Origin of the sequence: Mycobacterium sp. M26 (assembly GCF_001494595.1) — a bacterium.
Taxonomy (GTDB): domain Bacteria; phylum Actinomycetota; class Actinomycetes; order Mycobacteriales; family Mycobacteriaceae; genus Mycobacterium.
The window spans coordinates 538,496-557,645 of sequence record NZ_LN929907.1 but is presented as its reverse complement, the minus strand read 5'-3'; the positions used below and the strand labels follow the sequence as shown (position 1 = coordinate 557,645).

The 19,150-nt window shown below is 68.1% G+C and carries 16 protein-coding genes; 6 read left to right on the top strand and 10 right to left on the bottom strand.

The features are described 5' to 3' along the window. Positions 1-2: 2 nt before the first annotated feature. The 6 genes from BN3385_RS02745 to BN3385_RS02720 all read right to left on the bottom strand — a co-directional run bounded on the left by BN3385_RS02745 (position 3) and on the right by BN3385_RS02720 (position 9,667). Complete coding sequence (locus tag BN3385_RS02745; protein ID WP_059014813.1) at positions 3-299, bottom strand: PE domain-containing protein; 297 nt, start codon at positions 297-299, stop codon at positions 3-5. 117 nt (positions 300-416) lie between these two features. Further along, on the bottom strand, positions 417-4,496 hold the full coding sequence (gene eccCa / locus BN3385_RS02740) for a type VII secretion protein EccCa (protein WP_059014811.1): 4,080 nt from the start codon (positions 4,494-4,496) through the stop codon (positions 417-419). Positions 4,497-4,498: 2 nt separating this feature from the next. Continuing rightward, positions 4,499-5,992 (bottom strand): type VII secretion protein EccB, encoded by a 1,494-nt coding sequence (gene eccB, locus BN3385_RS02735; RefSeq protein ID WP_059014809.1) that lies wholly within the window; start codon positions 5,990-5,992, stop codon positions 4,499-4,501. A 58-nt stretch (positions 5,993-6,050) separates the two neighbouring features. Continuing rightward, positions 6,051-6,368, bottom strand: a complete 318-nt coding sequence (locus tag BN3385_RS02730; RefSeq protein WP_059014807.1) for a DUF2710 family protein — start codon at positions 6,366-6,368, stop codon at positions 6,051-6,053. Between the two features lie 103 nt (positions 6,369-6,471). Then, positions 6,472-7,671, bottom strand: a complete 1,200-nt coding sequence (locus tag BN3385_RS02725; RefSeq protein ID WP_059014805.1) for a DUF5631 domain-containing protein — start codon at positions 7,669-7,671, stop codon at positions 6,472-6,474. Positions 7,672-7,738: 67 nt separating this feature from the next. Next, positions 7,739-9,667, bottom strand: a complete 1,929-nt coding sequence (locus BN3385_RS02720; RefSeq protein ID WP_197415159.1) for a gamma-glutamyltransferase family protein — start codon at positions 9,665-9,667, stop codon at positions 7,739-7,741. A 284-nt stretch (positions 9,668-9,951) separates the two neighbouring features. Between BN3385_RS02720 and BN3385_RS02715 the strand changes: the two genes are divergently transcribed. Next, positions 9,952-10,761 carry a sulfotransferase family protein gene (locus BN3385_RS02715; RefSeq protein ID WP_059014803.1) on the top strand — a complete coding sequence of 270 codons (810 nt, stop codon included), beginning with the start codon at positions 9,952-9,954 and terminating at the stop codon, positions 10,759-10,761. A 7-nt stretch (positions 10,762-10,768) separates the two neighbouring features. Here the strand turns inward: BN3385_RS02715 and BN3385_RS27955 are convergent, their stop codons facing one another. From BN3385_RS27955 to BN3385_RS02700, 4 genes are all read right to left on the bottom strand, one after another. Next, positions 10,769-11,212, bottom strand: a complete 444-nt coding sequence (locus BN3385_RS27955) for a hypothetical protein (protein WP_156432527.1) — start codon at positions 11,210-11,212, stop codon at positions 10,769-10,771. A gap of 150 nt (positions 11,213-11,362) precedes the next feature. Then, positions 11,363-12,655: a hypothetical protein gene (locus BN3385_RS27950; RefSeq protein WP_156432525.1), complete on the bottom strand. Its 1,293-nt coding sequence runs from the start codon at positions 12,653-12,655 to the stop codon at positions 11,363-11,365. 786 nt (positions 12,656-13,441) lie between these two features. Next, complete coding sequence (locus BN3385_RS02705) at positions 13,442-14,566, bottom strand: NAD(P)/FAD-dependent oxidoreductase (protein ID WP_059014799.1); 1,125 nt, start codon at positions 14,564-14,566, stop codon at positions 13,442-13,444. Next, positions 14,563-15,456, bottom strand: a complete 894-nt coding sequence (locus BN3385_RS02700) for a DUF1295 domain-containing protein (RefSeq protein ID WP_197415109.1) — start codon at positions 15,454-15,456, stop codon at positions 14,563-14,565. Before BN3385_RS02700 ends, BN3385_RS02705 begins: the two co-directional genes overlap by 4 nt. Before the next feature lie 100 nt (positions 15,457-15,556). Between BN3385_RS02700 and BN3385_RS02695 the strand changes: the two genes are divergently transcribed. The 5 genes from BN3385_RS02695 to BN3385_RS02675 all read left to right on the top strand — a co-directional run bounded on the left by BN3385_RS02695 (position 15,557) and on the right by BN3385_RS02675 (position 19,111). Continuing rightward, positions 15,557-15,802 (top strand): hypothetical protein, encoded by a 246-nt coding sequence (locus tag BN3385_RS02695; protein ID WP_059014798.1) that lies wholly within the window; start codon positions 15,557-15,559, stop codon positions 15,800-15,802. After that, a complete protein-coding gene (locus BN3385_RS02690) occupies positions 15,789-16,187 on the top strand; it encodes a type II toxin-antitoxin system VapC family toxin (protein WP_059014795.1) in 399 nt (132 codons plus the stop codon). The genes BN3385_RS02695 and BN3385_RS02690 overlap by 14 nt, the downstream gene beginning before the upstream one ends. 94 nt (positions 16,188-16,281) lie before the next feature. Continuing rightward, complete coding sequence (locus BN3385_RS02685) at positions 16,282-16,713, top strand: DUF6636 domain-containing protein (protein WP_059014794.1); 432 nt, start codon at positions 16,282-16,284, stop codon at positions 16,711-16,713. Between the two features lie 48 nt (positions 16,714-16,761). After that, entirely contained in the window at positions 16,762-17,955 is a 1,194-nt protein-coding gene (locus BN3385_RS02680) for an acyl-CoA dehydrogenase family protein (RefSeq protein WP_059014791.1), read from the top strand. Further along, entirely contained in the window at positions 17,948-19,111 is a 1,164-nt protein-coding gene (locus BN3385_RS02675) for an acyl-CoA dehydrogenase family protein (RefSeq protein ID WP_059014790.1), read from the top strand. Before BN3385_RS02680 ends, BN3385_RS02675 begins: the two co-directional genes overlap by 8 nt. Positions 19,112-19,150: the final 39 nt, after the last annotated feature.

The window sequence follows — 19,150 nt, the reverse complement described above, 5'->3', positions numbered from 1 at the left end:
ACTCAGAAGAACTTGCCGTCGTTGAGGACGTCGGTCGCGGTGTAGGTGGCGGCGGCCAGGTTCTGCGCGCCGGAGAACAAGCCGCGGTTGGCCAGGTGCTCGGAGGCAGTCCCGATGTAGGACGCACCCGCGGCATTGAGGGCCGCAGCGAACTGGACAGAGTCAAGGTCGGCACCCATTGGCATCACACCGACCAGCGCTTCCGAGGCGGCTGCGGTGGCGGCGCCCATTTCGGCGCTGATACCGGCCTCAGTAGCCGCAGAAGTACCGACCGCGGCGGAGTTGACGTTCATGACCATGTTGCTCTCCTCGTGGTGATCGCAGGGCAGACCTGCAATATCGTCGTATTGTAGAGTGTGCTGGCGACCTATGTCGACTTATGTTCGGCGGACTGCCAGCTAACACCGGAACGGCACTCAGTCCGGTGTTCCGACCAGCACTCCTTCCATCACTCCGTCCGTGGTCACCAGCAGGCCACGACCCGGTGGAAGTTGCTGTGCGCTGGTGCGGCCGAAGACCTTGACCGCCTGCGGGTCGTTGTCCATGAACAGCGTCGGTGCCCGCGAGCCGGTCAGCTTCTGCAGGAACGGGCTCATCGCCGAGACGCCCGCCCAGTTGCCGGGCAGCCGGGCGGCGATCACATGCAGGCCGATCTCCCGGCTACGTTCGATCAACGGCCACAGCGGCGCGGTGGCCGCAGGCTTGCCGACGGCCGCGGTCGTGCGCAGCTCCTGCTCGTCGTCGATGAGGACGTAGTGCTGCGGGCCGGTCCAGGTGGACCGGGTCAGCAGTTCCTCCTGGCTCAACCCGGACGGTGGCAGCCGGTCGCGCATCATCTCCGCAAGCTCGGCCAGCACCGCGTCGATATCGTCCGGGGTGTAGGCGTAGGCGCGAACGTGCGGGCCCTGGATCTTGCCGATCAGGCTCGTCTTGGGGTCGATGATGGTGATCTGCGCCTGCTCCGGCGAGAGTCGTGCGGCGATCGACTGCCCGAAAGCCGCCAGCGTGCTGGTCTTTCCGCAGCCCTGCCGTCCGACGACCAGCAGATTGGGGGCAAGCCTGCTGGGCAGCGCCACCGACTGCAGTGCGCTCTCCCCCATGGCGAACGGGATGTCCAGGGCGTCGCTGTCGGCAGTCTGGGCGTAGGCGGCCACGATCTCGCGCAGCGCAATGCGCTCGGGCAGGCGAGCCAGCGTTTCGACCTTGCCCACACCGGTTTGGGCGGCGATCACCGGGCCGATCTGACGAGTGGTCACCCGCTCGCCGTTAGGACCGACGATCTCGGGCACACCGACCAACAATTCCTGGCCCAAGCGGGTTACCCCGAATCCGGGCCGATCGAGGTTCTGGCGGGCAGCACGCCGATGCTCCATCCCGGTGCCCATCTGGGTCTCGTCCGGATTGCTCAGGCGCAGTTGGATTCTCGCGTTGGCCACATTGAGCAGAGCCTGCTTCTGCCCGACCAGCCAGCCGCTAGCACTGGTGGCCACATGGACGCCGTACGACAGGCCCTGCCGGGCGATCGCGATGGCGCGATCGCCCATCGCATTGTCCTTGTCGTACAGGTCACCGAAGTTGTCGATGACCAGGAACACGTCGCCGAACTTGTCCTCCGGATCGGTGCCACCGCCACCGCCGGCGCCGAACCGGCGTTCACGGAACTCCGAGATGTCGATCTGGTAGCGCTTGAAGGAGGCTTCGCGAGCGCGGATGAGTCCCTCGATCGTGGCCAGAGTGCGGGACACACCCTCGGTGTCGGTGAGGCTGACCACGCCGGCCACATGGGGCAGCTCCTCGACTGAGTACAGCGACGCGCCCATGCAGAAGAACGTCACCCGATCCGGCCGGTACATCAGGGCGGCCGACGTCATCAACGTCATCAACGTCGTGGACTTACCGCGTTGCGCGGTGGCCACCACCATGATGTTGTCCATCTCGGCGTCGATCACGTGCACCCGCTGCGCGTGATCCTCTGGGAAATCCTCGATCCCGACCGGGAACACCAGTCCGGGGTTCTGGCCGTAGTCCGACCACCACGGCTTACCCCGCCACCGCTGCACCAGCGCGTCCGCGGTCTCGCTGACCTCCAGCGGCGGCAGCCAGATCTGGTGCGGAGCGCGGGCCGGATGTGACACCAACGATTCGCGGATCACATCGAGCAGCTTCTTCTTCTTGAATCCGTCGGCGTGATAGACGAATTCGTCGGGCTCGTCCGGCTCATCCGCCGACGCCAGCGCGGCGCTATCCTCGACCGACAGCGGCTGGTACTCCCACGTCAGTGGCCGTGGTTGGGTGAAGCTGACGTCGACCGTCGTGTCAGTGGCCGCCTGTTTCTTGGGTACCACGAACGGCGCCGACACATAGAAGCAGCGGAACTGTTCGAGGTCGCGGGGGCCGACCTTGAGTAGGGCGTAGCCGTTCTCCTTCGACGGCAGGTGCAACGCGGCGTCGCTGCCGATGACGTCGCGGGAGTCCTCAGCGGTCTCAGCACGCAGTGCCACCCGGAAGGCGATGTTGCTCTTGGCCTTGCTTAACGAGGACAGGTCCAGGCGCTGCCCGCCGAGGGTGAAGAAGACGTTGCAGCCGCGGCCCTCCTGGCCGATGTGGATCACCAGGTCGATCCACTCCGGGTGGTTGTGGAACAGCTCCAGGTATTCGTCGATGATGACGAGCAGGATCGGTACGGGCTCCAGGTCCCGGCCCGCGAGCCGCATCTCCTCGTACTCGTTGGCGTCACGGGCGCCGGCGTCTTTGAAAAGCCGGTAGCGACGGGCGATTTCCCCGTCGATGGCCTTGCGCATCCGTTCAGCCAGGTGGCGGTCATCCTTGCCCAGGTTGGACAGTGAACCCACAACGTGGGGGAGGCCTTCGAGATCCTGGGCGGCCGACTCGAACTTCATGTCGACGAAGATGACGTTGAAGGTCTCCGGCGAATGGGTCAGCGCGATGCCGTTGCACAGGGACAGGAAGTACTCGGACTTTCCGGACCCCGAGGTGCCTATCACCACCGAGTGGAAGCCGAAGCCGCCAAAGTCCTTGGCGCGCAGGATGACGTTCTGCAGCTCGCCGCCGGGCTTGACACCGACCGGGATCATCGCCCAGCGTGGGTCGCCACGGCCGCGGCTCTCCGCCCAGAGCCGGTCGACGTCGAGCTTGCGCGGGTCGGTGATACCCAACGCGCGCAACAGCTCTCCGCCCTGACTGTCGGTCTCCGACAGTTCACCGGCGGTCATCGGCGACCAACGGGCCAACGCCCGGGCATAACGGTCGGCTGTGCTCTCGGCGAGCATGTCGGCGACGGCGTAGAAGGCCTTGCGGTGGTTGAGCCGGCCCTCGCGTAGTTCGAACCCCTCATCGTCGTCGGAGAATCCGACTCCGATGCCGGGCCGGGTTGCCAAGCGCAGCACCGTGATACCGGCCATCCCCTTCTGGCCAGTGACACCCTCCCACTGCTCCGGCGTGCCGACGTTGTCGTCGACGATCACCCAGTGCGGGCCCAGCGCGGAACCGGCAGCGGCGGCCTCCATCGGCGAGAGCATGGTGGTCGGGCTCGAGCCGCTGGGCGGCGTCCATGGCCCGCGGCCCTTGCGGTGCAACTCTGAGTCGAGCGCGTCTTCGAGCTCGGTGGGCGAGGTGAACACCAGTCGGCGCATCCCGCATGCGTCGAACATCTCGTCATGCTGGTTGTGCGGTAACCACACCAGCCACGACCACAATTCAGGGTGGCGGGTGACCACCATCAGCTTGATGTCACTGGGGCTGTGATAGACCGCCAAGGAGCACAGCACGGCGCGCATGAAGGCGTGCAGTTCAGCGGGATCCTCGCCAACGAAGCTGAAACCCGGCTTGGAGCGCAGGCTAAGCACCTTGCCGATGCCGCGAATCTTGCTCTGCTCCAGGATGAAATCGCGCAGTGCACGGCCGGTCACCGGTTCGAGCTCCTCGCCGACCGGCACTTCGGGCCACTGCAGCGACACGGCGGAGTCGGCGGTGGACTGCACGCCGATACCGAGGCGGACGTCGAGGAAGTCGGAGTCGGACGGGCGACGCTCCCACATCCGCGGCCCACCGATGATCGTGTCGAGGTCCTGGGGATCGCCGTGCACAAACAACTGGCTGCGGCGCTGTTCCTGGGCGGCGCGCTGCACCTCGTCGCGGTCGTCATCGAGTTGGCGCAGATACATCCGGCGCTGCTTTTCCTGCTCGCCCCAGCTGATCCGGCGGCCGCGGCCGAACCGGCCGCTGAACATCAGGGCACCGAAGCCCACCAGTCCGATCAGCGGGAAGAACCCGGACTGCAGCGAACGGACACCGGAGGTGTACATCACCACGAGAGTGCCGATGATGCCGACCAGCAGGGCGGGCAGCGCGATCATCAGCAGGATATTGCGGGGTTCCCGCTCAGGCAGAGCCAACGGCGGTGCGACGACCACTCGGGCCGGTGGCACGCTCGGCGCGGCCGCGCGTGCACTGCGGACGAATCCCCTCTTCGACACCGCTACCCTCCCGCGTTCTGTTGCTCGGCAGCGATTGGAGCCACGGCCCCGCCCGCGTCGATGGTGTCGCGGGCCAGCAGCGCGTTGGCCCGGTTGATCGCCGGCCCGGGCGCGAAGGTCCGCAGGATCGGCCAGGGTGCCTGCACGGCGCGGCCGGGATCAAGACCCAGGGCCTGCAGCGTGCCCTGGTCCCATTCGATGCCGTAGCGAACGCCCTGCGGGGACACCCAGAACAAGCTCTCGCGGGTGTCGGAGGTGATGACACCGGAGGTGGAGGCGACGAAGTTCGCCGCCCCCGGCAGCATCAGCGTCTGGTTGGCCTCGAAGGACTCGGGGTCGTTGGCGTCACGGACCAGTCGCACGATGTGCGAATCCAGTGACTGCGGAGTGGGCAGCCCGCGTCCGCTGAAGAAGGTCACCGTCGCCTGCCGGTCGGTGGTCTGCTTCTTCCAACCGACGCAGGTCACCGGATTGGCCTCGGTGTCAACGAAATTCAGCTTCCCGGTGGGATAGAAGTCGACGTTGAGGACGCTGACTTCCGGAATGTCGACGAGCTTGTCCGGCGATACCAGCTGCGGGGTGGTCGTCCCCTGACTATCGGCGGTGCGCAGCAGGTCTGCGACGAAGCCGGTGATCTTCTGGACACCGTTGGGCAGTAACACATAGAAACCGCTGACCGCACCGTTGGCATCCTTGGTCTCCAGAACCCGCCCGACAACCGAATCCGGCAGCCAGCGCGACGGTGTGCCCGCCTCCGGGATGGCCGGCACGACCAGCGGCTCGGTGGCCGGCATCGCGTCGAAGAGGGCGTTCGAGACCTGGATGGGGCGAGTGGTGCCCGGATCGAGTCCCAGGTTGAACGTCACCGACCGGTCAGCCGGATCGATCTGGGTGCGTTGCCCGTTCCAGATCAGGTAGGTGTTGTCGTCGTGGGTCGCCAGGATCGCCTGGTTGGTCTTCATCGCATCAGCGCGGTCGCCAGGCGAGAGTTCTCCGGCGATGGCGGTGACCACTGGGGGCTGCCCACTGCCGCGGGTGGGTGCGGTGTCGCAGAGGGACCACGCCGACACCGAGTTGGCCGCGATGCTGAGATCATCGGGAATGCCGGGAATTCCGATCATCGGCCCGGTCGGGTACTTGGCGATCTCCTTGGCGTTGACCCAGGTCGGCGACGCCGAGTTGCCCGTCGCCAGCCGGGCCGAGGTCAGATTCTGTGCCGGGTAGAGCCGGCCGTCGAGCTTGGCGTACAACGCGCCGGTGTCGCGGTTGCCGATGATCGAGGACTGCCCCACCAAGCCGGCGGGCTTCATGAAGTGCAGCAGTGCCATCCAGCCGCAGCCGATCAGAACGAAGACCACCGACAGCACCACAGCGGCCTGCTGCTTGCGGTCGTCGTGCTTCATCCGCACCGAGAACCGCGTGATGGCGGCCCGCAATCTGCGGTTGTAGAACAAATGCCCGGAGTTCTGATCCCGGTTCGACAAATTCAGCGGCACGGGCGGGATCCTCTCGCCAGCAACTCGGGAGCGGCGGCGGTGGGCGGGCGTCGATCAGTCATCGCAGGCCGCCCCCGTACCTGATCTGGTTGTCTGCTTGGGCCTCTTCACGCAGCGCAGCGAACGCCATGTTCAGCCGCTCGGTCAGCTCGCCATGGGTGTAATCGGTGGTGACCGCGGGGTGCAGAGTGAGCTCCAGGAGTTTGCCGTCGGCGTTGACCACCGCCTGGACATCGCCGAGGTCGACGCTGAAGGTGACAGCCTCGGCCTGGGCCACGAGGGCCTCCCATCGGTCGGCCGCTTCGCTCAGTTCACGAAGAACTGCCTCGACGAGATCCGTCTCGCTAAGGTCGTCACCACTACCACCCCGGGGCACGTGCCTAGTATGTCCGGTGTCACTACCTGCGTCAATTCACCTTCACAGCACTCTGGATGTGGACTACGGATTTCGTCCCAGCAACCTCAGTGCGTCCCATCTGTCACGTCTGGTCGCTCCACTGACTCGTCGGCGGCGCGTTGAGCGCCTCGAACCAGGCGAAGTGATAGTTGGCTGAGACCTCGTCGCCGACGGCGATTGCCTCGGTAGCGGCCAGCAGTAAGCAGTTGCTCAGCAACGCCGCGTCGATGTCGGGATACTGGGCCAGCAGCTGGTAGCGGGCCGTGTCGGAATGCACTCTCAGCACATCCACCTCGGCGTCCACCACCCCGGTGCGGGCGGCCCCGGCCTTGGCGAGGGTATGCACGATTCGTGGCAAACCATCACGCCAGTGTGTGGCCTCACCCAGCTTCCAGCCGAGGTCGTCCACCTCGCTGAGCCGACGGGCGTCCGGGGCGCTCGCCGTAGAGCGGTCGCGCACGTACGAAAACGGGTCACCGGGGTGATAGATCGCCGACCTCACGACGTCCCCGAGAAGTTCGGCTACCCGGCCGCCGCGTCTGGCCGGCGCGAGCAGGTCGACACCCGCGGGTAGATCGACCCCGGACGGAATCCAGCCGTGGGCGAGATCGGTCACCACGACGGTGGTGCCGTCGGTGCGATCACCGACCGCCCAGCGCAGGCCTGGCTCCTGCCGGGCGACGAACTCGAGAAGCCGGGCCAGCCGACTCTCGTCGTCTTCGACCTCGGGAACCGGCGGCGGTTCGGGGGGCTCGTCGTGGACTACCGGCTCCGGCTCCACCCGCTCCGGCTCGATCACCACGGGCTCGCCGTCTTCGACCGCGACGGCCTCGTCGCTGAAGTCGATCAGTTCGGTGGCGTCGAAGGTGGGCCGCGGCGGTGCCGGCTCGGGCGCGACGGTCAGGCTGGCGTACTCGGCGGCGAAACCCAGTGACTCATTGCGCAATTGGCGCACGGTGGATTCCACCCGCAGCACGGCAAAGGCCCGCGCCACGTTGATGATCCGGGCCTCTTCGGCGCGGCGGGCATCCTCGGGGTATCCGGCGAACTGCAGTGCGCGCAGGCGCTCGTTGGCGGAGGTGGCGATGCGCTGCAGATCGTTCTTCAGGTACTCGGCGACCATGGCCGTCTGCGGGGTAACGGTCTCCAGCTCGGCGGGCCACAGCCCGCCGATCACCCAGGGGGTGCAGTCGGTCGGGTTGTCGAAGGTCGGCACCGACAACGCCTGGCGCGTTGCCCTGCGCAGGCGCTGACGTGCCGAATTCCGGCCGAACTTAGCCACGCCGAAAGCGTACCGTCATTCCCCGGACTGTCAGTTCGGCGAAGTCTTGGGCTCGAACGCTTTTGGGCTAGCCGACATCACCCATCACCGCTCCCTCGCGGCGTGGGTCGGCACCGCCGACCCAGCCGCCGGCGGGATCGCGGGCCAGCGCCGAGAGCCCACTGGACTGATCGGCCAGGTTAACGTCATGGCCCAGCTGGCGCAGCCCCTCGACCAGGGGGTCGTGCACCCCGTTGTCGGTGGTATCGATCACCGGATGCTCGCCGCCGACATTGGTCTTCGGGGTGTTGGCCGCACCGAAGTCCACCATCGACACCGCCTGCTGCGGGTTCAGGCCCCAATCCAGCATCCCCACAATCGTTTTGGTCACGTACTGGATGATCGTCGACCCGCCGGGCGAACCCACCACCGCATACAGGGCTCCGCGCTGGCCGTCCGGTTTCTGGTCGAAGACCAGGGTGGGTGACATGGAACTGCGCGGGCGCTTGCCCGGCTGAACCCGGTTGGCCACCGGCACCCCGTCCGGGCCCACCGGGTCGGCGGAGAAGTCGGTCAGCTGGTTGTTGAGCAGGAACCCGTCGACCATGTGGAAAGACCCGAACGCCGCCTCAACGCTGGAGGTGAACGACGCCGCGTTGCCCTCCTTGTCGATCACGCTGACCTGGGTGGTGCCGTGTTCGGGCTGCGGGGTCGCCGGGAGCGCCAGGGGCCCGAACTCGCCGGGCTTGGCGGTGCCCATGCTGCGCTCCGGCGAGATCAGCGCGGCCCGCCCGGCCAGGTACTCGCTGGCCAGCAGCGCCTGTGGTGAGCCGCCCGGCAGCGCCACGAAGTCGGTGTCAGCCACGTAGCGGTCCCGGTCGGCGTAGGCCAGCCGTTCGGCTTCGGACACCAGGTGCACGCCCGCGACGGAGGGCCGGCCGCCGTTGCGGTCGATGTCGGTGGGCCGGTGCGCGGCCAAGTCGGAGAACTGCAGCACCCCGAGGATCTGGGCCACCGCGATACCGCCCGCCGACGGCGGGGGCATGCCGCAGATCTGCTTGTCGCGGTAGCCGGTGCACAGCGGTTCCCGGGTTTTCGCGCGGTAGCCGGCCAGGTCCGCGGTGGTCATGGCGCCGGGGGTTCGCCCCGCCGCGGTGTCGGCGGTCGCCTCGACGATGGCCTCGGCGATCGCACCGCGGTAGAAGTTGGCCGGATCCGACGCGATCGCCCCCAGGGTCTTGGCGTAGGCCGGGTTGGTCAGCATGGTCTTGACCGCCTTGGGGGTGCGGTCGGGGTTGAGGAAGTACTCCGCGCTCGGCGGGTCGAGCGCCAGCTTCGCCGCCTCCGTGGCGATGGCCGCGGCCAGCCGGGGGCTGATCTCAAACCCGTTGTCGGCCAGGCTGATCGCGGGTTCGAACAGGTCGCGCCACGGGGTCAGGCCGTGCGCGGCGTGCGCGTCGGCGAGCAGCCGTACTGCTCCGGGCACCCCTATGGAACGCCCGGATGCCCTGGCGTCGGGTTTGGGCTCGGTGCGATCAGACTCGGAGATCCAGCGCAGATAGTTCTCGGTGGCCGCGGCCGGGGCGGTCTCGCGGCCGTCGTAGGCCTGCACGGCACCGGATGAGGCGTCGTAGTAGACCAGGAATCCGCCGCCGCCGATGCCGGAGGATTGCGGTTCGACCAGACCCAACACCGCCTGGGCGGCCACCACCGCGTCGACGGCCGTGCCGCCGTTCTGCAGCACCCGGCAGGCCGCCTGGGTGGCCAGCGGGTTGGCGGTGGCGACGGCGAAGGTGCGAGTGCGTACCGCGGTCATATCGCTGCGGTAGCCGGTGGCGATCTCCGGGGCGGCCCCGATATCGCGCGGGGTCGCGTCGGCGGCTGTCGAGGTCTTCGGGGTGGGGGTTCCGTTAGCGACGACCTCACAGGGCCCGCCGCCGGGCGGCCCGGCCGTCGTCTCGGTGGAGGTGCCGCACCCCGCGGCCACCAAAGCCGAGGCCAGCACCGGAACCATCATCCGCCTGATGTGACCCGACATCGCAGACGCTGCCATCATTCGACGCTAGGACATCGACTGCTGGTCTGTGCCGGGAACGGACTACAGCGAAGGTCGGCACCGAACTTCGCCACAGCGAAAGCGTACCGTCGATCGTCGCTGTGTCAGTTCGGGTGACATCCCGCTGACCATCGACAATTGCCGGGCATCGAACCGCCCGCCATCAGCGCAACCGCCCGCTACGATGCCAAAAAGGCGGTCACACAAGCGATCATGGGCGCACTGCCCCTGGGTTAGGACGGTTCGTGGAAGCCATCCACTTCATCTCCGGCTTACCGCGATCCGGCTCCACTCTGTTGGCCGCACTGCTGCGGCAGAATCCCCGGTTCCAGGCCGGAATGTCGGGGCCCCTCGCCGGACTTTTCGATGCGTTGCTCGCCCGAATGAGTGCCCGAAACGAGTATTCGGTGTTTCTCGACGACGCCAAACGCGAACGGATCCTGCGCGGACTGTTCAGCAGCTTCTACGCCGACGCCGAAGCTGACGTGGTTTTCGACACCAACCGGGCATGGTGCGCACGAATGCCGGCGATCGCCCAGTTGTTTCCAGAGGCGAGAGTAATCGCCTGTGTGCGAGAGGTTTCCTGGATCGTCGACAGTATCGAGCGCCTCGTCCAGCGCAACGTCTTCAGTCCGTCATCGATTTTCAACTACAGCCCCGGCGGCACCGTCTACACCCGCGCCAACGGCGTCGTGGCTGCCGACGGCATGGTCGGCGCGCCGTATGACGCGCTCAAGCAGGCATGTTACGGAGAGCAGGCGGACCGGTTGCTCTTGGTTCAATACGAAACCTTGACCACCGATCCGGCCAAGACGATGCGCGCGATCTACGAGTTCGTCGGTGAACCCTACTTTGACCATGACTTCGACCATGTCGAGTACGACGTCACCGAATTCGATTCTCGTGCAGGCACTCCCGGTCTACATACAGTTCGCGGCATCGTCGAGGCCCAGCCGCGCAAGACCCTGCTGCCGCCGGACCTGTTCGGCCGATTCGCGTCGGACGCATTCTGGCGCGACCCGCGTAAGGTTCCGCCAGGCCTGAAAGTCATCTAGTCAGCGACTAGAATTGCTCTGGCGCAGAACGCAATTCGTATCCAAACGCTAGCGTCGTCGGCGGTGCGCTGGGCGCATCCGAACCGTTGAGTCCGTTGAATCCGGGGATTCCGTCGTTTCCTTGCGTACAGAAGTCGTCGCCGCAATCGCCACCGAGTCCACCACCCTCCAGGGAGCTCCTGCCGCCCGCGCCGCCGAGGCCGCCGTAGGAACCGCCGTCACCGCCGTTGCCGCCATTGCCGCCCCAGCCACCGTTTCCGCCGAAGTTGTAGCCATAGCCGCCGTTACCGCCGACTTCACCCCCGTAGCCGCCGTCGCCGCCGTTGCCGCCAATCGTTCCTCGGCCGCCTTGTCCGCCGGTGCCGCCCTGGCCCGCCGCACCACCGGCCCCGCCAGTGCTGACGCCGTCGCCGCCCGCTGCCGCCGTTACCACCGGTTCCGCCGTTGCCATTCGTTCCGCCGAGACCTGCGGCGCCACCATTGCCGCCGACGCCTCCGGCGCCGCCGTTGCGGCTTGGGGCATCGATGAACTCGGGGACGGAACCACCGTTACCGCCGTCACCACCGTCACCGCCGGTTCCGGCGTTCCCGGCAGATCCGCTCAAGCCGCCGGCAGCACCACCCAATCCTGCGGCTCCGCCGGCACCGCCCTGTCCTCCATCGGATCCGTTCTGCCCGTAGGGCGCATCGATGGCGTCGCCACCGTCGCCACCATCACCGCCCCGGCCACCCCGCCCGCCGGTGCCATCGACACCCGCTGCGCCGGCGCCGGAACCCGCCGCGCCGCCGGCGCCGCCAGCACCACCGGCACCACCGGTACCGCCGGCCTGGCCGTTCTCGCCCTGCAGTGCTGGGCCGGCCGCGGTGCCGGCCGTACCGTTGCCACCTTTGCCGCCGGTTCCCCCGTTGCCGTTGGTTCCGCCGACACCTGCTGCGCCGCCGTTACCACCGACACCGCCTGTGCCACCCGCGCCACCGTTATGGGCAGATCCGTCGGGGTCCGGAACCGGGCTTCCGTCGGCAGCGTCACCGCCCGCGCCGCCGTCGCCTCCGGTTCCGCCGATGCCCGCGTTCCCGACGCTGCCAGTACTACCTCCGGCTGCCCCGCCTGCCCCTGCCGCACCGCCATCTCCGCCGTTGCCACCATTGGGTCCGTCGACAACGCCGACCGGCGCCGACACCAGTTCCGCGGAGCCGCCGGATCCGCCGTCACCGCCGCGCCCGCCGGTGCCGCCATCACCGTCGGTCCCCGCAGCTCCCGCGCCGTTGCCGGCCGCACCGCCCTGACCGCCGCTGCCGCCGGCACCACCGACGCCGCCGCCGCGGCCGGTTCCGGGGCCCCCCCGCCCCCGCCCACCGCCAAGAGGCCCGTGCTACCGCCATCGCCGCCGGCTCCGCCGACACCGCCGGCGGCCGCCGAGCCGCCGTCGCCACCCTGGCCGGCTTCGCCGTACAGAGACAGCGATCCGGTGTCGCCACCGTTTCCACCGGTTCCCCCGCTGCCCGCGGTGGCAGATCCGCCTGCGCCACCGTTACCAAAGAACAGACCACCGGCGCCGCCATCGCCGCCGTCGACTCCTGATCCACCGGCGCCGCCATCGCCGAACCAGCCTGCCGCGCCGCCATTACCCCCGCTGTAGCCGTCTCCACCGTTGCCGATCAGACCGGCATTGCCGCCATTGCACGCCCCTGCGGTGCAGACGCCGCCGTAACCAGTCCAGCTGTATCCATTGCCGAACAGGATCCCCGCGTTGGGATTGTCGGCCGTGCCGTCGCCGACGAAGATACGGACGAAATCGGCGATCGGGTTGGTCGTCGCTGAGGCTGCCGGTGAAATTAGTTCTGTCGCTGCGCTTTTCGCCGACGGATCAAGCGGCTCTCCGGTAGCCGTCACAGCGGACGTCCGGCCAGAACTGCCTGACGCGCCTACCTCTCGAAGACCGAGGCCCACCACCGACCACAGCAGAACAGCGTTTGCGGCATCGGAGCTGACCGCGGCGTCGCGTCGAGTTCTCGAGATAGCGGCGACGGCTGTCACAGGATCTGGAACTGGCGCAGCTGCCGCCGCCGGTGCCGAAGGGGCGTCCGCTTTGCCGTCGGTGGGGGCGGAGGGTTCGGTCAGGGCAAGCGAATCATCAACGCTCTCTTGAACTTCGGTGTGCCGTAGAGGACCTCGCGTTGAACGAGGGGCCTCGGCGTCGACACCGTTGGGCTTCACCAGCGTCGGCAACATCGGCGAGCTTCGCCGCCTCGGCGAGGCGCCGTGTTGCCCGCCCGTGCCTGACACTCCTCGGCGTGCACGCGGTGCCGAACCCGCCGTGGCGGAGTCCGAGGCGGCCGGCGCTGACGACGGCCCACCCTCGGAAGAGCTTGCAGTTCCAGAGCTGTCAGCCAATGCGGCTGGCAGAGGCCCGATAACGTAGCCAATCCCGAGAGCGACCGCCAAGGCCCCGACGCGGCCTATGTACCGGGCATATCCGACCCGTGGCGCAGTCGCTGTCAGCAATCGTCGGGGGCGCTCGCCCCCGACCCCAGCCCCGCCGCGATCCGCGGACCAAGTGGGCTGTTGAGGCAGGGACATCTGGGCTCCCCCGACGCGGACCTTAATTGACGTGACAAGCAAATCACGGTTTCGAGGTCCTTTCGCAGGAACTCCCCGAAATGTCGAGTGTGCCGCAACCTACAGCGGCGGCCGGTTCTGCCGCACTCCGCCGTAGATACCGCGTCGCACGATCAGGGGCATCAGCACCCGGTCGATCGACCAGGCTGGGAACCGGAACGCAGAACCGTTGGGCGCGAACACTTCCAGGCCGTCAGGCTGGATGCCGATCACCGAACCCCAGCGCCGCCGCGGCGGGGTGTAGGTCTTGAGCGTGCCGCCCTCGAGTTCGGCCCGCACGTTGTGGGCCAGCAGCCCGTCGGCCCGGGCGCGAGCCGAGGCCCGCATCGGGTCGGAGGCCGCCACGTCACCGATGGCGAACACCCGCTCGTGGCCGCACACCCGCAGTTCCGGGGTCACCTTGACGAAGCCGTCCTCATCGAGCAGTTCGGGCGGCAGCCAGCCGGTGTTGGGTTTCACCTTGCCGATCGCCCAGATCACCGCGTCGGCGCTGGCCGGCTCCTGCCCGGTGCTCCATTGCACGGGCGAGTCGGTGATCTCCTCGCCGGTGAAGCCGTCGGGCAGGACCGCGCGATGCCCCGGATGCAGGCCGACGCCGAGCTGAATAAGCCTGCGCTGCACCCGTTCCCAGGTCTTGGGGTGGTGTTCGGCCAGCGCGGTGTCGCGAGGGTAGTACAGGTCGATCTTCTTGTCCGGCCACACCGTCGCCAGGTTCGCGGCGGTGCTCACCGCGGCCGCACCGCCGCCGACCACCATCACCGAGTGCGCCGCACCCAGCCGGGTGTGGGTGGACCTCAGGTCGGCGGCGATGTCGTCGGCGCTCTGCACGGTGGGCCGGCGCCAGAACCCGTTGCTCACCCCGGTGGAGATCACCAGCGCGTCGTACGGTTCGGTGATCGCCGCCCCGTCGGGGGTTTCGGCGTGCACGACGCGCTGTTCGAGGTCCAGACCGGTCAGGGTGGCCTGCACGGTGCGCACCCGGTCCAGGCCACGGAAGTTCTCGAACGGAATCCAGTTGTCCCGGGCCCACTCCCGCGGCCGCGAGACCCGCAGCCCGAGTTCCTGCCCGCTCACCAGTGCGGGTTTGACCGAGATGCCGACGACGTCGGCGTGCCGGGACAGCTTGATCGCGGTGAGCAGCCCGCTGTCACCGAGACCGGCGATGACGACCCTGGGCCGGCTCACACCACGGCCTTGCGCGGTGGGCGGGGAATCAGCTTGGGCACGGTGTCGATGACGGTCTGGTAGTGCGGGCGGCGCTCCAGGCTGCGCTTCTCCATCAGCGGGATGCTGGCCCCGAGGAACATCGCGACCATTGCCACCACGCCGATGAACAGCCACCACCAGTCCGACGGCGAGGCGGCCAGGCCGAACAGCGCCATCGACACCCAGAAGCCGAGCTCGCCAAGATAATTCGGGTGCCGCGACCACGCCCACAACCCCTGATCCATGACGGCACCGGGTTGTTTGGCGGCCACGAAGCGGTGCATCTGGGTGTCGGCGACCAGTTCCAGTGTCACCGCGGCCAGCCCGACGATCAGGGCCACCCAGCTCAGCCACACCAGCCCGTCGCCCGGTGTGGTGACCGCGACGTAGACCGGCAGCATGCCGAGGAACACCTGGACGGTCGGCACCAGGTGGATACCGAACAGGTCGGCCAGGAACTCCCAGCGTCCGGCACCGTCACGCAGCAGCGGGTAGCGCCAGTCCTCGTGGTGCAGGCCGGGGAAGCCGTAGACCCAGTTGCCGGTCAGCCGCACGGCCCAGTACATGACGACAATGGTGGCCAGCCAGCAGCGCACCGAGTCCAGGCCCAGCGGCCCGGCGGCCCACCAGTAGATCAGCAGCAGCGGCGGGATCACGCTCCAGAAGGCGTCGTAGAAGCTGGAGTTCTTGTAGATCCGGCTGAACACGAAGATCACCAGCGTGGCCAGCACGTCGGCGATGAACGCATCCAGCAGCAGACCGCCCGCTGAGGGACCCCAGATCAGCCACGCCGCGCCCACCGCGATGGCCACCACATAGGCCGCGGTGACCAACAGGAGTGAATGCGTCTTGCTTCGTTGGACCGTCACTCAACAGCCTCCTTCGAAACCGGCGGCCAAAAACGTAACACGTTCTAATTTACCGGGTCGAGGGTCGATCTCATGCGATATTGCATGATAAGGTGCGAATATGCCTAAGACGGTGCAGATCCGCGACTTGGACGATGAGGTCTACGCCGCCTTGGTCCGCCACGCCGCAGAAGCGGGTGTCACGGTGCCGGAGCTGTTGCGCCGGGAGGCCGCGCGACTGGCGTCCCGTCCGTCCATGACCGAGTGGCTGTCGCGGATCGGACGCCGACGTTCAGACGTGTCGACCGCCGACGTCCTGGCCACGTTGGACGAGTGGCGCGGCGAGTGGCCCGATGCTCGTCGTTGATGCCTCTTGCCTGTTCGAGGTCGTAGCGGACACCGCACGCGCCCGGGTGATCGGAGAACGCCTCGCCCAGGACACTGATCACGCTGCACCACATGTCATCGACGTCGAGGTCATGGGCGTGATCCGCGCCCAACATCTGCGCGGCCGTCTGGACGCGACTGCTGCCACCCAGGCCGTCGGCGACCTCCGGGACTGGCCGGGCGAGAGGTTCTCCCATCGCTGGCTGATGGACCGTGCCTGGGAACTGCGGGACTCGATACGCGGTTGGGATGCGTTCTATGTCGCCCTGGCCGAAGCATTCGACGCAACGCTGCTCACGCTCGACAGCCGACTTGCGCGCGCTCACGGTCCCACCTGTCGCATCGAAGTCGTCGAGTCCCACTGATCACGGGTCCGCGACAGTAACCCCACGGCGGTCGCAGGCCCCGATATTCGCCGTCAGGTCACTGTCGGCGACCGCACGCGCTAGCGTCCTGCACATGAGACGGATCGGGTGGACGGTGACCGGCGTGCTGCTGGCCTGCGCCGCACCCGCAGGCGTCGCGCACGCCGACGATCTCTACCAGTTCCAGTCGCCGTCGGGGAACATCGCCTGCGTCATGGCGGCGCTGTCGGGGACCACCCCGGAGGTGGCCTGCGAGATCGTCGACCGCACCTGGACCGCACCGGCCGAACCCGCGGGATGCGAGGGTGACTGGGGCGATCGGGTCACCCTCGTTCAGGGCGCCAAGCCGGCGTTCACCTGCCACTCCGACACCACCCGCGGCATCGGCCTGCCGTCGCTGGCCTACGGCGCCTCCCACTCGTTGGCCACGCTCACCTGTAGCAGCGCAGAATCCGGCATCACCTGCACAGATGCCAGCACCGGGCACTTCTTCCGGCTGTCCCGGCAAGGGTACGAACTGCAATAGTTGACACCTGCCAACTAGCGCCGAAATGGCGTTCCCTATCGTGTCGACATGAGCACCGTTGCTGATGCGGACCGGGTTGCGGACCTGGCCCGGCAGGTCGTGGCCGACCACGACCCCAAGAAGGTCCCGATCCCCGAATATCTCGGCGCCTGCTACGACGCCGGACTGTCCTGGATCCACTTCCCCGAAGGCCTCGGCGGCCTGGGCCTGTCGCGCGGACTGCAGGCCGTGGCCGACCGGATCCTGCAGGGCGCCGGCGGACCGGTGCCGCTCGGCCTGAACCCGATGGGCTACGGCATGGCCGCGCCGACGGTGCGCGAGCATGCCCAGAGCGATCAGCTCAAGAAGGACCTGCTGCGCCCGCTGGCCACCACCGAACACATCTGGTGCCAGCTGTTCTCCGAGCCGGGCGCCGGTTCCGACCTGGCCGGTCTGGCCACCTCGGCGGTACCCGACGGCAGCGAGTGGGTGATCAACGGCCAGAAGGTGTGGACCAGCCTCGCGCACCGCGCCCGCTGGGGTCTGCTGCTGGCCCGCACCAACCCCGATGCCCCCAAGCACAAGGGGCTGACCTACTTCGTGCTGGACATGCACGCCCCCGGTGTGGAGACCCGGCCGCTGCGCCAGCTGACCGGGCAGGCCGAGTTCAACGAGGTCTACATCACCGACGCCCGCATCCCCGACAGTCACCGGTTGGGTGCGGTCGGCGACGGCTGGCGGGTGGCGATGACCACCCTGATGAACGAGCGCAGCGCCCTGGGCGGCAGCGGCAGCCGCCGCGGTGACGGCACCATCGCCGAGGCGGTCTCGCTGTGGGCCTCGCGGCCGGACCTGCAGACCCCGGTGTCCCGGGACAAGCTGACCCAGCTGTGGTTGCGGTCGGAGGCCCAGCGGCTCACCTCGGAGCGTTCGCGCGCCTCGGCCACCGTGGGCGGACCGGGCCCGGAAGCCTCGATCGGCAAGATGGTAGGCGCCGAGCTCAACCAGCAGATCTACCAGTGGTGCATGGATTTCCTTGGGCCAGAAGGCATTCTGTACCACAGCTACGCCATGCACGGCGCCAACAGGGACGGTGACTGGCGCGGTCCGATCCAGCAGCGGTTCCTGCGCAGCCGCGCCAACACCATCGAAGGCGGCACGTCGGAGGTGATGCGCAACATCCTCGGCGAGCGCGTCCTCGGCCTGCCCGGCGATCTGCGTGCCGATGCCGGCATGCCGTGGAAGGAGGTCCCCCGTGGCTGACGCGGAATTCAGGTTCACCGATGAGCAGCAGCAGCTGCGCACTGCGGTGCGCAAGTTCTGCGCCGAGAGCTTCGACGAAGCGACGGTGCGACGGCTGATGGAGGCCGACGTCCGCTTCGACCCGAAGGTGTGGAACCGGCTGGGATCCGAACTCGGCGTGCTGGGACTGTCGGTGCCCGAGGCCGACGGCGGCGTCGGCGGCTCTCTGGTCGACCAGGCCGTCGCCGTCGAGGAGTTCGGCGCCACCCTGGCGTGCGGGCCGTTGTTCGGCACCGTCTTCCTGGCCATCCCGGCCCTGGTGGCCGCTCCGGCCGGCGAGGTGCGCGACGCACTGCTCGGCGAGCTCGTCGAGGGCACCAAGACGGCGGCCTTCGCCGTGGCCGACACCGCCGGAGCGTTCGATCCGGCGACGGTCACCGTGACCGCTTCCGGCGATTCCGTCACCGGCCGGGTCGAGCGGGTGGTCGACGCCGATGCTGCTGACGAAATCCTGGTCGCCGCAACCGGATCCGACGGCCTGGGCCTCTACGCGGTGGACGCCACCGGGCCGGGTGTGACGCGCACGCCGCTGGTCACGATGGACCTGACCCGTCCGCAGGCGATCGTCGAGTTCGACGGCGCCCCGGCACGGCGGGTGGCCGGTCCCGAGGAAGCGCAGCGGGTGATCTCGCACGCGCTGCACGTCGGGTCCGCGCTGCTGGCGATCGAACAGATCGGTGCCGCCCAGCATCTGCTGGACCTGTCGGTGGAGTATGCGAAGTCGCGTCTGCAGTTCGGCAGGCAGATCGGCTCGTTCCAAGCCATCAAGCACAAGCTGGCCGACATGCTCGTCGACCTCGAGCACGCGCGGTCCGCGGCGTATCACGCCGTGTGGGCGCTCAGTGACGGCAGCGACGACGCCGCGCTGGCGACCAGCATCGCACAGGCGATCGCCTCGGCGGCGTTCAGCCGGATCGCCGCGGACACCATCCAGGTGCACGGCGGTATCGGGTTCACCTGGGAGCATCAGGCGCATCTGTACTTCAAGCGGGCCGCCACCGACGCCGCGCTGCTGGGCACCGCCGAGCAGCACCGGTCGCGGGTGGCCGACCTGGTCCTCGACACTGCGGTCGCCGATGCGGAGATCGCGCGGGTGGCCACCGGACTGCCGGCCTGAGCATGACTCATTCATGTCACTGTTGACATGAATGAGTCA

What these genes read in the sequence shown, in the direction of transcription:
- BN3385_RS02745 (WP_059014813.1), bottom strand. Translation starts at nt 299, where the DNA reads ATGGTCATGAACGTCAACTCCGCCGCGGTCGGTACTTCTGCGGCTACT.
- BN3385_RS02720 (WP_197415159.1), bottom strand. Translation starts at nt 9,667, where the DNA reads ATGATGGTTCCGGTGCTGGCCTCGGCTTTGGTGGCCGCGGGGTGCGGC.
- BN3385_RS27955 (WP_156432527.1), bottom strand. Translation starts at nt 11,212, where the DNA reads ATGGCAACGGCGGAACCGGTGGTAACGGCGGCAGCGGGCGGCGACGGC.
- BN3385_RS02695 (WP_059014798.1), top strand. Translation starts at nt 15,557, where the DNA reads ATGCCTAAGACGGTGCAGATCCGCGACTTGGACGATGAGGTCTACGCC.
- BN3385_RS02690 (WP_059014795.1), top strand. Translation starts at nt 15,789, where the DNA reads ATGCTCGTCGTTGATGCCTCTTGCCTGTTCGAGGTCGTAGCGGACACC.
- BN3385_RS02685 (WP_059014794.1), top strand. Translation starts at nt 16,282, where the DNA reads ATGAGACGGATCGGGTGGACGGTGACCGGCGTGCTGCTGGCCTGCGCC.
- BN3385_RS02680 (WP_059014791.1), top strand. Translation starts at nt 16,762, where the DNA reads ATGAGCACCGTTGCTGATGCGGACCGGGTTGCGGACCTGGCCCGGCAG.